General features: G+C 38.5%; 16 protein-coding genes and 1 pseudogene. 3 read left to right on the top strand and 14 right to left on the bottom strand.

The features are described 5' to 3' along the window. Positions 1–56: 56 nt before the first annotated feature. Genes ABVJ71_RS05205 through ABVJ71_RS05220 form a run of 4 tightly spaced genes read right to left on the bottom strand, consistent with a single transcriptional unit; the run spans position 57 to position 3683 of the window. Positions 57–1250 carry an ABC transporter permease gene (locus ABVJ71_RS05205; RefSeq protein ID WP_353855930.1) on the bottom strand — a complete coding sequence of 398 codons (1194 nt, stop codon included), beginning with the start codon at positions 1248–1250 and terminating at the stop codon, positions 57–59. Further along, positions 1237–1938, bottom strand: coding sequence for an ABC transporter ATP-binding protein (locus tag ABVJ71_RS05210; protein ID WP_353855931.1), 702 nt, complete (start codon positions 1936–1938; stop codon positions 1237–1239). The genes ABVJ71_RS05205 and ABVJ71_RS05210 overlap by 14 nt, the downstream gene beginning before the upstream one ends. Beyond that, positions 1935–3047 (bottom strand): efflux RND transporter periplasmic adaptor subunit, encoded by a 1113-nt coding sequence (locus ABVJ71_RS05215; protein ID WP_353855932.1) that lies wholly within the window; start codon positions 3045–3047, stop codon positions 1935–1937. The genes ABVJ71_RS05210 and ABVJ71_RS05215 overlap by 4 nt, the downstream gene beginning before the upstream one ends. A 9-nt stretch (positions 3048–3056) precedes the next feature. After that, positions 3057–3683 (bottom strand): YIP1 family protein, encoded by a 627-nt coding sequence (locus ABVJ71_RS05220; RefSeq protein ID WP_353855933.1) that lies wholly within the window; start codon positions 3681–3683, stop codon positions 3057–3059. 510 nt (positions 3684–4193) lie between these two features. On the opposite strand from ABVJ71_RS05220, the gene ABVJ71_RS05225 reads away from it, so the two are divergent. Next, entirely contained in the window at positions 4194–4571 is a 378-nt protein-coding gene (locus tag ABVJ71_RS05225; protein WP_353855934.1) for a hypothetical protein, read from the top strand. A gap of 47 nt (positions 4572–4618) precedes the next feature. On the opposite strand, the gene moaD is transcribed toward ABVJ71_RS05225, so the two are convergent. The 6 genes and pseudogenes from moaD to ABVJ71_RS05255 form a co-directional block, all read right to left on the bottom strand. Continuing rightward, the gene (moaD, locus tag ABVJ71_RS05230; protein ID WP_353855935.1) at positions 4619–4852 is read right to left on the bottom strand and encodes a molybdopterin converting factor subunit 1; all 234 of its coding nucleotides are present in this window, start codon (positions 4850–4852) and stop codon (positions 4619–4621) included. Next, on the bottom strand, positions 4845–5336 hold the full coding sequence (locus ABVJ71_RS05235) for a molybdenum cofactor biosynthesis protein MoaE (protein ID WP_353855936.1): 492 nt from the start codon (positions 5334–5336) through the stop codon (positions 4845–4847). The genes moaD and ABVJ71_RS05235 overlap by 8 nt, the downstream gene beginning before the upstream one ends. Then, on the bottom strand, positions 5336–5854 hold the full coding sequence (mobB, locus tag ABVJ71_RS05240) for a molybdopterin-guanine dinucleotide biosynthesis protein B (RefSeq protein ID WP_353855937.1): 519 nt from the start codon (positions 5852–5854) through the stop codon (positions 5336–5338). Before mobB ends, ABVJ71_RS05235 begins: the two co-directional genes overlap by 1 nt. Continuing rightward, the gene (glp, locus tag ABVJ71_RS05245) at positions 5836–7113 is read right to left on the bottom strand and encodes a gephyrin-like molybdotransferase Glp (RefSeq protein ID WP_353855938.1); all 1278 of its coding nucleotides are present in this window, start codon (positions 7111–7113) and stop codon (positions 5836–5838) included. The genes mobB and glp overlap by 19 nt, the downstream gene beginning before the upstream one ends. 9 nt (positions 7114–7122) lie before the next feature. Continuing rightward, positions 7123–8139, bottom strand: coding sequence for a MoeB/ThiF family adenylyltransferase (locus ABVJ71_RS05250; RefSeq protein ID WP_353856566.1), 1017 nt, complete (start codon positions 8137–8139; stop codon positions 7123–7125). Between the two features lie 189 nt (positions 8140–8328). Beyond that, positions 8329–8718, bottom strand: a pseudogene (locus ABVJ71_RS05255) (molybdenum cofactor guanylyltransferase); the annotation flags it as partial. A gap of 115 nt (positions 8719–8833) precedes the next feature. Here ABVJ71_RS05255 and ABVJ71_RS05260 point away from each other — a divergent pair. After that, the gene (locus ABVJ71_RS05260) at positions 8834–9772 is read left to right on the top strand and encodes a sigmaE regulated sporulation protein (protein ID WP_353855939.1); all 939 of its coding nucleotides are present in this window, start codon (positions 8834–8836) and stop codon (positions 9770–9772) included. A 36-nt stretch (positions 9773–9808) separates the two neighbouring features. On the opposite strand, the gene ABVJ71_RS05265 is transcribed toward ABVJ71_RS05260, so the two are convergent. From ABVJ71_RS05265 to ahpA, 3 genes are all read right to left on the bottom strand, one after another. Beyond that, a complete protein-coding gene (locus ABVJ71_RS05265) occupies positions 9809–10384 on the bottom strand; it encodes a hypothetical protein (protein ID WP_353855940.1) in 576 nt (191 codons plus the stop codon). A gap of 488 nt (positions 10385–10872) precedes the next feature. Then, positions 10873–11331, bottom strand: coding sequence for a TlpA disulfide reductase family protein (locus ABVJ71_RS05270; RefSeq protein WP_353855941.1), 459 nt, complete (start codon positions 11329–11331; stop codon positions 10873–10875). 82 nt (positions 11332–11413) lie between these two features. After that, on the bottom strand, positions 11414–11956 hold the full coding sequence (ahpA, locus tag ABVJ71_RS05275; protein ID WP_353855942.1) for a biofilm-specific peroxidase AhpA: 543 nt from the start codon (positions 11954–11956) through the stop codon (positions 11414–11416). 272 nt (positions 11957–12228) lie between these two features. Between ahpA and ABVJ71_RS05280 the strand changes: the two genes are divergently transcribed. After that, positions 12229–13026, top strand: a complete 798-nt coding sequence (locus ABVJ71_RS05280; RefSeq protein ID WP_353855943.1) for a mechanosensitive ion channel family protein — start codon at positions 12229–12231, stop codon at positions 13024–13026. Positions 13027–13056: 30 nt separating this feature from the next. Here ABVJ71_RS05280 and ABVJ71_RS05285 read toward each other — a convergent pair whose 3' ends face one another. Beyond that, positions 13057–13299, bottom strand: a complete 243-nt coding sequence (locus tag ABVJ71_RS05285) for a YkuS family protein (RefSeq protein WP_353856567.1) — start codon at positions 13297–13299, stop codon at positions 13057–13059. Positions 13300–13321 lie beyond the last annotated feature (22 nt).

A 13321-nucleotide genomic window follows, 5' to 3' on the forward strand; every position in this document is an offset into this window, starting at 1 on the left:
TTCATTCAAACGACCTAAAAAAGCTTTTATGCCACTCGCATAAAAGCTTTTCAACATTATTCATATCTTAGAGCCTCGATAGGATCAAGTCTTGCCGCTTTATTTGCGGGAATTAACCCAAAAATGATGCCAATCAGCATACTAAACAGAACGCCGCCACAAACAACTTGCCACGACACAAGGGATGGCCAGCCTGCAATGAGTGATACAAGCGATGCAACACCAAAGCCAAGTGCAATCCCAATAAACCCGCCTATGAGTGTCAATACAACAGACTCAATTAAAAATTGAACCAGTATTTGTGATCTGGTCGCACCAAGAGCCTTTCTAATCCCAATTTCCCTTGTTCGTTCAGTAACAGAAACGAGCATGATATTCATCACACCGATTCCGCCGACAAGTAATGAAATGCCAGCAATGGATCCGATGATTGTTGTCATCACCGACGTAATTTGACCGATGCCTGCAGCTATTTCTTCCATATTCATCATTTCATAGGCATCTTCGGTATGATGATTTTTATTTAAAAGCGCGGCTGCAGTATTTCCTACTTCCTTCATTTGGTCTGCATGTGCTACTTGAATCGACATTTTATCGTATTCGTTTAAACCGAAAGTGGAGGTCAGCATGGCAAATGGTACATATATTTCATTCATGTCAAATGAAAAGAGACCTTTCTGTTTAGCTAACACACCGATGACTTCAACTGGCTGACCATTCATCCAGATCATTTCGCCTACTGCTTTTTTTCCGTTAAACAGCTCTTTTTCAACCCCCTCTGTAATAATAGCCGCTCTTCTCCCGCTCCTAAAGTCAATATCCCTTAAATTTTGTCCTTCTGCTATTTGTAATGAATGTACATTTGTATACCCTTCATTAATTCCATTTACAGTAGCATCTATTGTTGAATCTCGATATCTCAATTTCATTCCTTGTGCATTCGAGGAAGCGACCTGCTTGACGGCACTAATTGTTTTGACTTTCTGTATGTCTTCTTCAGTAAATGTAGCTTCTAATAATGCATTTGGATTCGCATTCAATTCTTCATCAGAAGGTGTATAGGTCATATCGATTGTATTGTTTGGTCCGGAAATTGATTCTTTTAGCATTTGCTCACCACCCTGGCCAATGGCGACGACTGCAATGACTGAGCCAACACCGATAATAATTCCTAACATCGTTAAAATAGAACGTAATTTATGAGCTAAAACAGAATTCAGCGCTATTTTAATATTTTCAAAGAGTTTCATTCATCGCTTCCCCTTGTTTCAATCTTTCTTCAACGAGCCGTCCATCTTTAACGATAATCGTTCGATGCGTAAATGCAGCTATTTCTTCTTCATGAGTGACAAGAACAACCGTTGTTCCTTCCATATTCAGCTGTGTAAACTGTTCCATGATAGAGAAACTTGTTTTTGAGTCAAGAGCGCCTGTCGGTTCATCTGCTAAGATGAGCTGAGGTTCATTGACAATCGCCCGCGCAATGGCCACCCTCTGCTTTTGACCTCCTGACAGCTCATTCGGCATATGGTTCATTCGATCGGTCAAGCCTACTTTTTCAAGTGCGCTTTCTGCACGTTCTTTCCTTTCTCTTTGACTGATTCCAGAGTAAATCATCGGAAGTTCAACATTACGTCTTGCATTTAATCTCGGCAATAAATGAAATTGTTGAAAAACAAAACCGATCGATTGATTTCGAATGACCGCAAGTTCTTGATCTTTTGCAATTGATAGCTCTCTTCCTTGAAAGCGGTACTGCCCTGATGTTGGGCGATCTAGACAGCCGATGATATTCATTAAAGTAGACTTTCCAGAGCCAGATGGCCCCATGATCGAGACATATTCACCTTTTGCAATGACAAGATTAATCTCACTTAATACATCAAATGTCTCTTGTGCAACTTGGTAGCTCTTTGTAACGTTTGAAAGCTGAATCATTCAGCATTCACTTCCATTCCGTCATACATATCGGCTACCGGATTAGCGATGATTTGATCCTCTTTTGTTAATCCTTTTGTCACCTCAACATCATGACCAGATGTTTCTCCAAGCTCTACCTTTACTTTTTTCAATTGATTTTTTTGAACAATATATACGTATTGTTCACCGTCTTCTTTTTTCACTGCTGTGTCTGGAATGGTTTGCGCTTGACGATGATCCGTTTCGATTTCCATGATCATTTTAAAGCCTAGCTTTGCATCAGGTTTTTTACCCTTAATTTCAATTTCAACTGGGTACTGAACCGTTTGATCGGTCGCATTTGTCTCAGTGCCCGCTGCTGCATGAGCAGGAACAAACCCCACTTTCTTTACGACTCCCTGCCAGCTCTTACCGCGAATCACATCGGATGTCACTTTTACTTTTTGTTTCTTTTTGACTTTAATGGCATCATACTCAGAAATAAGACCTCGCACCATCATTTTTTTCTCATTGCCAATATGTATAATTGGCTGTCTCTCTTCCAATTTCTCTGCGACTGCCTCTTGCTCGATAGAAATCACTGTTCCCTCTATCTTGCTATGTATTGTTAAGTCGTCCATTTTCCCTTTTACTTTTTCTTGATTGAGTTCTGCTTGTTTTTGCTCTAACTCAGCTGCTTTCAACTCTAATTCAAGCTGATCTCGCTCATTCTTAAGAGAAGAGCTTGTCTCATTTACTTTTGTTTGTTTTAATTTATTGAGTCTATTGCGTAATTGTTCTATTTTTAAAGCACTTGATTCAGCAGCCAATGCTTGCTGCTTTTGTTCAATGTCAAGTTCTTTATTTTCATATATAAGGAGTGGTGTTCCAGGCTTTACCTTTTCACCTTCTTTTACCGCAATTCTTTTCAGTTCACCTTTCTCCTCTTCAGCATAGATGAATTGTTCCTCGGAAAAAGAAAGTGTTCCAGGTGTCATCACCTTAGACCTTATTTCTTTTGGCATAAGTTTGACTGTTTTAAATTCTGCTGTAGAAGCAGGTGTTGATTGATTTTTTGCGATGTTAAATCCAATAAATAGACCAATGACAATAATAAAGACCGATCCTATGATGATTTTCTTTTTCATGAATACATACTACCCCCAGCTTACTGAAATGTTGATTGTGGATCCTACATACTGAAAGATCAAAGAAAGTAAATAAAAGACTCCGACAATGAGCCAAGATGTTCTTTTCGACATACGGCCGACTTGTGTCAATAAAAGACCTGTTAAGATAAGGTTCCAAATGACAAAAATATCAATATTACCTAAAACTGCGTGCCATTGATCAGGAAGTCGGATGAGTGCATTTAATGAAGTCACAGTGACATCCTTTGGAACATGAAAAAATACCACCGCCATATTTTGGATGATAACGCCTATAATGGTAATAGGTGTAATAAACAATGTAGCTGAAAACAACTGTTTAAACGTTGCGTCTCCCTTTGCTAACCATACAATCAATTTATATATCCCAGCATTGATCACGATCCCAAGTAAAAGTCCCATCAATACAATCACATATACAAATGGAGTAAAAACACCTAAATCTGCCCACATTCCTTCATTTACGATCTCTGATAAATAAGTGGAAAACACTGATAATACGAATATACAAAATAAAGGCCACCAAATTATCGGGTACTCCCACACTCTCTTCAGATGTTCAACTGGTCTTGTGCTAACCCCTAATATAGTAGGCTTTTGATCTTTTTCTCTCATGAATGTCATCCTTTCTGTCTCACGATCATCTATACAACTTCTATTTTATCAAAAGATTGCCAGTTACGTGATAAAACATTTGATTTTCTTATTTTCATTGAGAAATTGATGTATCTATTATTCTTTTTTCATTATTTAAATCCTCCAAATGACCTCATGATAATGCCATATTCATATCGTAAAATAACGATTCATCACCTATGCATGCATTTTACTTATAAAAAAATTGATAAAATAAACATTATGCTATTCGGAATAAATATCCTTTTCTTTCACAGATGGTCACAGTTAGATACAACATTTTTTTGTTAAAATAATCCTAGTAATGTCGACAAGTCTCGACTTGACGGGACTATCATTTGTTTCTTTTACAGAACGAATAAGTCTTTAGAATCAATACTTTCATATTAAAAGAATAAAAACAAAGGGATTTCGCTTGATCAAAAGTTATTTTTTCATATAATGTAAAATAGAGGTAGATTAAATGATAGTAGAAATGGAGTCAAGTGAATGTTAAGAGAACAATTGAAAATGCAATTGATTTTACTTTATGAAAAGGAACAAGAAGCATGGAAATACTTTCGCAAGGAACGAGAAATGATTTATCACGAGCTGAAATTGCTTGATATGAAAGAAAGCAAACCCTCTAATGACAAAATATACTACGCAGCAAGATGTGTAGATATCATTAAAGAAAAAAAGGGCAGCATTGTGAGCACAAAAGAATTAAAGGAACAGCTTCAAGCTAGAACAGATTTTAATGTAAGGCGAATTAGTGAATTATATGACCTGATTCAACAACTCGACCCACACATTTCAAAAGCACGAAGGGGATGTTTTATTTACGAAGATCACACCCAAGTACCTCTACAAGCTTTTCACACATAAAAAAGTTGGTTACAGCCACCGGCTATAACCAAATCCTCTAATATCTATTATCCACCACTTACAGGAGGAATGAGTGCAACAGTGTCCCCTCTACGCACTTCAGCATTATCCCTCGTATATCTTTCGTTGATTGCAACCATTACGTTTTGCACAGAATCAACACCATATACCTCCTGTAATTCTATTTTAATCTCATCAACCGTTGTTTTTTCTTTATGAATGATGACTTGTTGTTTACCGGCCTTCTCAGCAAGGCCGGCGAACAATAACACGTTAATCATGCTGATCACCTTCTTTCTGATTTAGTTGAAGAGCACTTGGTTTCCCTTCAGGATAAGAGACGGTTTCAAGCTGATCACCAATCCAAGCCTCTCCATCCTCCCAATATTCCTTTTTCCAAATTGGAACCATTTCCTTTATACGTTCAATTGCATACTCATTGGCTTCATAGGCTGCCTTCCGGTGAGGAGAGGAAACAGCAATGGCTACAGCAATGTCGGATATTTCAAGTGTCCCAATGCGATGCACAATAGCCGTTACAGTATCAGGCCATTTATCCTTTATTTCTTGTCCGATTTGACTTAACATTTTTTCGGCCATCGGTACGTATGCTTCATAAGTTAAACGCAATGTTTTCTTGCCATTTGTCCACTCTCGTACAGTCCCGATAAAAGTCGTAATGGCCCCTGCTTTTCGGCTTATTACATGTTGAATCACTTCATTCACATCAATTGACTTTTTTGTTATTTTAAACAGTCCGTTCATCAGCCTGTCTCCTTCAATAAGTTAAAAACAAATTCAGTTCCATGGTCTTCGAACGCTGAGAATACTGGAAACGAATAGTCCTCTTTCAGTTGATTCTCTTTTGAAAAATAGATTGCAGCTCGTACATGAGATAGCTTTGAAAGATCCTTAAGCTCCTGCTCATTTTTAGCACAAATGATTTTACGATAAGATGCCTGTTTATAGCCCTCTATAACGACAGCATCTAATGGAAGATGTTCACATATTGCGAGCAATTGATCTAAGGTTATCTGCTGAATTGTAAAATGAAGGTCTCCTTCTCCCTCAACACCAGCAGCAAATGCGCCTGCTTGAACGTAACGATCCGTATCTTTCCCTTTTATGAGACGATCAGGTTTCCCGCCATGTCCATGATGTTTAAAACAGCCCAGTTTGAGCTTTTCATGATCTGCTAGTTGGCACAATTTTTCGATCAATGTGGTTTTCCCGCTATTTTGGTAACCAACCACTTGTAATATGCTTAATTTGTCATCCAACATTTAGAACCACCACCTTCATCCTGAAACAGTAAAACATTTACCTGATCTCCTGCTTGAAAGCCCCTTGTTCCCCTAGGCAAAACAATAAAGCAATTGGCATCAGCAATGGATGTCACCGCACTAGATTTATCAAGACCTGTTGGAGTTGCTCTCAGATGGCTACCTTCGAACTGAAGTTTCGCTCTTACAAATCGGGTAAAAGGATTTGCCTTTGGAAAATCATGTGTCAACGTCGCTTCAGCGAATGAAGGAAATGGGCTGTCTTTTAAGCACCACGATAAAATGATGGGTTTGACAAATAACTCAAAGCCGACAAAACAGGCGGCTGGATTCCCTGACAGTCCAAACAACAATTGACCATTTGGAAGCACAGCAACGGTCGTCACACTCCCAGGCCTCATGGCGACTTTATTAAATAGTACCTCGGCACCAAGCTTTTGATAAATCGCAGGCAGAAAGTCAAAATCACCAACCGAAACCCCTCCGGTTGTGATGAGCACATCCACCTTGCTCACAGCCGCTTTCACTGCCTTAAAGCTCTGATCGAAATCGTCGGATACACCACCTAAATCAAGCGGTTCTCCTCCTGCTTGAAGGACTTGTGCGTATACCATACTTAGATTACTGTTTCTGATTTTGCCGTCCACCATGGTATCACTCACTTGGAGAAGCTCTGTGCCTGTAGACATAACACCAACGACCGGCTTTTTGACAACGGGAACGACCGCATATCCGAAAGTCGCCAATATTGCGATTACACCTGGGGTCACTTTCGTCCCTTTTTTCACCATGACTCGTCCTTTGACTGTTTCTTCTCCTTGTCGAGAAATATTGTCCCCTTCTTGAAGAGGTCTTTTTAAAGACATAAAAGATTTCCCGTCTTTTTCAAACGTCTTCGTTAATTCGATCATGATCACGACATTCGCTCCAGCTGGAATCTTGGCACCTGTCATAATTCTAATAGCTTGGAAAGGACCGATTGTTTTACTTGAAACAATCCCTGCACCTATATGATCAATCACCTCAAATTCAATTGGATGGTCACTTGAAGCTTCTTTTGTATCTTCTGCTCGAAGTGCAAAGCCATCATACGGAGATCGATCAAAAGCAGGGACATCGTGGTCAGCCAAAATATCTTTAGCAATAAATCGATCAAGGCTATCCTTTAGAGGAACCCATTCCACTTTTCCATGCTTCTTATATTGGATGACTCTTTTCACCGCCTCTTCTACCGGAATTGGCTGTCGTCTTTCCATCACATCTCACTCCTATATGCCTAGCAATTTTGCTAGTAATGAATTTGCTGCTTTTTCCTCATTCGTTCCATGGATTAATACACGCCCTCTTTGGAAAATCACGATTCGGTATTCTTCAAAGCGAATATGCATTAAAAAGTCGTTGACTTCCACCTCACAAATTGGTGACAGGCGCTCTTTCATGTGCTGAAATGAAAGACTAGCTAAATCCTTTGAAATGATTTGAACCGTGTCTCTTCCGCAAAGAACTGTCGTCTTTTTACGCTGATCATCTAAATAAGGATAGGTTCTATTACTACCGCAAGAGAGACAGTCCTCCTGCCGGATATGAGAAAGATCCATTTTAAAACATGTAGACTGCCATACATCAAAGGTGACAAATTTCCGCTCTATTTGTTCTTGATGCCCTGTCAAGTATTTGAGTGCTTCTGTTTGCTGATAGGCAGAAACCATTTGAACTGCAGGGGCAATAATGCCTGCCGTATCACAGGTTACGCCTCTGGCAGGCATGGCTTGAAATACACATGATAAACACGGTGTTTCATTCGGTAAAATAACCATATACATCCCTTGACTGCTCACACAGGCTCCATAAATCCACGGTGTATTCGTTTCAAGTGACAAATCATTTATCACCATTCTTGTCTCGAAATTATCTGTTGCATCAATGACAATGTCTGCTTGTTGAAATAGCGGTCTTAACCGTTCTGCTCCCGCATCTTCAATCAAGGCATGAATATTCACTTCACGATTGATCTCTTGAAGACGTTTTTTTGACGCAATCGCTTTTGGCACATGTTCTTTTGCATCACTTTCCGTATAAAGCTGCTGCCGCTGTAAATTTGAATATTCCACATAATCACGATCCACAATGGTCAAAGTGCCGATCCCAGATCGAACAAGCCCTTCAGCAGAAGCGGTTCCCAGTGCGCCTGCTCCAACAATCAGCACATGACTATCACGTAAAGCATACTGGCCTCGTTCTCCAATTGGAGGGAACAAGATTTGTCTTGAATATCGCTCTTGCAATGTTGTTCTCTCCCAATCTTTTTTATGTATCATATCATACCGCTCATCAGGTAAATCGCTTCTTTTATTAATATTTTGAAATTCAATAGATGTCACTTTTAGTTCCTCTTCTGATACAACATGTACCTTAAGCTTTTGAAGCAGGTCTTTGATCGCTAATTGCTTCTCTTTCAAACATTGGTGAATGAGCGGAAAAGTGCGGCGATGATACAATGCAAATAGGGGCTGTAATCTCCCGTGTATTTGCGGGACAACGGCATCTACATGTTCAACACAATAAGAGAATAACTTCTCCGCTGTCTCTTTTCGAATAAACGGCATATCACACGCAGTCACCATATACCAGTCGGCTTCTTGCTTTTGCATTGCGGTATATATGCCAGCAAGCGGTCCAAGTCCACGTACATGTTCATCATCTAACCAGACATTCTGTTCACTTCTTCCTTGAAAAAAAGGGATAAGTTCAGGGTGACTAATAATGGTCACACGCCCGTCTAAAAGCTGCTTTTTGACATGCTCATAAAGCGGTTTCCCCTTGTAGAAGTAGCTTGCTTTCGGCTCTCCAAAACGTCTAGACATCCCGCCTGCCAAAATGACATTCACTATTTCCACAATTGCGTCCTCCTTCACATGGTTGTTCTAATCACCTTGATTTTGCATACTTTATTGGTAACATGAATAAGGAGGGTCATCTATGAGCCGTCGACATGCATCTCCCCTATTCCATGATATATCCCAAGAAAATTTATACTTAAAAGCCGAATCTGCCAAGTATCAAAAAATAATTTCTGATTTACAGTCAACGTATACGTATCAGAAAAATAAGAAGTTATCACAAGAATATCATGAGATGAAAAAGAATTTCACTAAATTAAAACACCAATTGGATGAAATGACCATTCTCCAAGACGATGCCACATCTAAAATACAGGATCTCTCCTATAGCAAAGCAGAATTGTTACATAAAATCGTCCTTCTCCATGAGATGCTTCAAAAGGAAACCTATCAAAGAGGAAGAGAAACAGAGGAAAAACACCGATTGCATCTGAAGGTTGTGAAATACAAAGAGCTCTCAAAACAATTAAAAGAACAATTGCTTGATCAAGATGTACGGCTTGCAAAAGAGGAGAAAAAAGGAAATACATTAGCTTCGGTTGTTGAAAAGCTTCAACAAACATTGTCTGAAAAAAAGACAGAGCTCCATATCTTGCAAGAAGGCGTTCAACACCTTCAGCAACGTTTCTATGAAACGCAAGAAAAATTACTGCAAATCGAGAAAGCAAAAGAAGCGATTTTTTATGAAACCCTCACGAGCTATCAAAAGCAATTAGCAGAAAGCGAAGAATGGATCGCATCACATTTTGCTGATATTGACAGATCAGAACAAACAAAAGTCCAGCCATTTTCACAAGACCCTATCCTGCAAACGACTGAACAAATTGAGCCTATTCTGAAAACGTTAAATGAGCAAGTACAGATACTCCAATCACAGGTTGATGCTGTTTTGCGTAACGGAGAGATCATGACGGTGAAAATCGACGGATTTAAAAAACAGCGTGATGACATGCATCAGGAGCGCCGTATTGTATATACCGTCAATCAAAAAAAGGATCTTCCATCAATCAAGAAATAAAGAAACTGCTGGCTTTCACGCCAAGCAGTTTCTTTTTTATTCCTCTTCTGTTTGAATGTCGCCTTCTAAAATATACTGTCCGCGATAAGGCTTTTTCACTTCTGGGTACATTTTAATTAAACTTTGCATAAACGTTGTCATATTCGGAATTTCAAGTCCGCTCTCTTTTTCAATTTCTTTTTGAAGCTCAGAGCTTTTAATGGCCGCATTATGACGCTTTAATGTTTTGATCGCTGCTTCACGAAGTTTAGCTGCCTTTGAACCTGGACGAGCCGTTCCTCTTCTGCGTCTTGATCCTTCAGGAATACCTACAGGTGCACCATTAAGCTGACCTGTTCCTAAAGGTGATGTAGCGTTTGACTGTGTCTGTTGTTGTTGAAAGCTTCTCACTTCTTGTGCAGCCAACTCTGCTAATACAGGCAGTGAATCCGTTTTTTTATCAGAACGCATCTCTTTTTTTGTATCTGTTACAAGACCTGTTCCTTGACGGTCTAATTCTCTTAACTTCGCATAAATGGTATCACGTTCAATTTGATATTCACGAATGACCTTCACTTCTGCTTCGTTTAATTGTTCCAATCGTAAACGTAACGCTTCCCTCTCATTAAACAATGGATTTCCCCCTCATCATATAAAAAATATTCTATAGTAAATATTAGATTAGAAAACTAATTTTATCAACTATTTTTTTATCATTTTACAGTTTTCTAACAGATAGGTATTTTCAACTAAAATTTTGTCCAGAAGGAAAAATGGGCATCCATTTCATTGACACTATAGGGTTTTGACAGACCTTAAAATATTGTAAAAAATTTGAATAAACGGTTATAACACTTGATTTATATAGTTATTTACCAAACTGAAATTTCTTTTGTGCAAAAACGTTCTGAATAATAAAAAGTTAATATCTTTACATTTCCATTTCAAAAGAGAATGTAAATAGGTCATAATGCCTTTTTTGCTCGAAATTTTTTTATGAAATCCATTATTTTTTCTTTTCTTAAAAAGAACAGATACAATAAATTCCCATCTAATGCAACATAATGCAACATTTTTCCTATTTTTACCCATGAAAAAACCCCCATTGATGGGGGAGAATCCTATTCTGCTGCCTTTTCAGACTCAGAAAGAACGCGATTGACACGTTTTTCAAGTATTTTCATACCGCTTCCACCAGCTTGGAAATGACGTAAAACACCTGTTTGATCAAATACATAATACGCAGGTACATATTCATTTTCAAAGGCTTCTGTTAATTGATGATCACTGTCCACAAAAATCGGCTGAGTAATTTCATGCTCTTTGGCAACCTCTTTGATTTTCTCTATATCCAAATCGTCTTCTGAACGTGGCATATGCACCGCCACAACGTTTAATTGATCTTTGTATTTATCACGGAATTGATTGACCTGTGGCATTGCCTCTTTACAAAGATGACAGCTAATTGACCAGAAGTGTATCAATGTTGGTTTATCGCCAATAAGTTCTTCTTTTGAAACTTCTCCATTTAACCATTCTTTCGCACCAGTCAGTTCTGGCATCGGTTGACGTAATTTCATTTTGAACCTCCTCCATTCATTGTATGCGTCGAAACAAAAAGGTCTAACATCAGTTAGACCCTCCTGTTTCTTCAGCTATCAATTAAAGTGTTTTTTGACCTGGTTTCCAGTTCGCTGGGCAAAGTCCACCAGTTTGTAATGCTTGAAGAACACGTAATGTCTCATCTACATCACGACCGATATTGTTGTGGAATACTGTTTGATATTGAATTTCGCCCTCTGGGTTAATGATAAATAACCCGCGAAGTGCAATTCCTTCTTCTTCGATTAAAACACCATAGTCTCTAGATACTTTGTGGTTCGTGTCAGCAGCTAGCGGGTATTTTAATTCGCCTAAACCATTGTCCTTACGATCCGTGTTAATCCAAGCAAGATGCGTATGAATTGTATCGGTAGAAACCCCAATAATTTCTGCATCTAAATCTTCGAACTCATCGTAACGGTCACTCATTGCAGTAATTTCAGTTGGACAAACAAATGTGAAATCCATTGGATAAAAGAAAAGAACTGTCCATTTGTCCTTCTTCATGTTTTCCTCTAAACTTACTTTACCAAATTCCTTGTTTGCAAGTACTGCTTCCATTTCAAAACGTGGTGCTTGTTTTCCTACAAAACGCTCTGCCATATGTAAATCCCTCCATTAAATAATATCTTTATACAGACTTCTATGCTGTATAGAAAATGAGAATCAAAAGATGAAATTCTCATTTAGTTAATAACTTCACATATATAATTATAATACTTAAGCAATTTTTAGTCAATATTAATTAATAATAAATTTAATTAACAATGTGAATCGAACCCCGCATTTTATCTAACAAAAAGTTTAACATGACTTGTATAAGGGAACAAATGATAAGCTTCTCTTAAGAGAATACATAGAAAGGTTTTGAACAAATGAAAGGTTTTGAACAAATTGATTGGTTTTCCATCCTCATCAACATCAGTTTCATTTTGCTAAAATTAATTGGTATTTTTGTAATTTATTTTATCATCAGGGCGATTGGAAACAAGATGATCAAGCGTGCTTATGAAAATTTTTCCAAAAAACATGAAATCTCTTTATCAAGGGCGCAAACCCTTCAAAGTCTAACGCTGAATATCTTCGCCTACTTATTATTTTTTATGCTGGTTGTCATGATTCTTGATTTATTTCATTATAATCCTACTGCTCTGCTCGCTGGGGCAGGTGTAGCCGGGCTTGCAATCGGTTTTGGCGCCCAAGGATTCGTTAGTGATATTGTGACAGGGTTCTTTATTTTACTAGAGAAGCAATTTGATGTGGGTGAGTATATTACGGTTGGAGGCTCTGACGGCATCGTCGAACAAATCGGGCTAAGAACAACACAACTTCGAAGCTTTGATGGAACTCTTCACTTCATCCCAAATCGAAGTATACTAAATGTGAGCAACCATTCAAGAGGTACGATGCAGGCCCTCGTTGATATTGAATTATCTCCCGATGAAAATGTTGATCAGATGATCACAGCATTACAAGCGGCTTGTGATGAAGTTCGAGAAGAAACACCCCAGATTATTGAAGGACCTCAGGTTTTAGGAATTGAAGCATTTGGTTCATCCTCCCTCGTTCTTCGTATTATTGCTAAAACTGAAACAATGGAGCAGTGGCGGGTCGAACGTATCCTTCGTAAAAAAGTGAAAGAAGTTCTCGATACGCAAAAAGAACCGGGATGATAAATTCTCTTCCGGTTCTTTTTGTTATTTTTACTGTACGCGCTGTTCTACTTCTTGACAAATTTCATCAGCGGTCATGCCTGATGCTTTAATGACTGATGCCTTTGTCTCTGTATTTGAAATGCCAAGAACATTCGAATCTAGACCTGTCACTACATAGCAGTCACACTGCTTCATTTGCTGTTCATTTTGAATACGCACGACGTCATATCCTTTTTGCTTCAATAATTCTTCTACATCAGATAATGATGGTTCTACACCAATTCTTGTCATAATCAAGAACACCTCCTGTTCA

This window comes from Bacillus sp. Bos-x628, assembly GCF_040500475.1.
Taxonomy (GTDB): Bacteria; Bacillota; Bacilli; order Bacillales; family Bacillaceae; genus Bacillus; species Bacillus maqinnsis.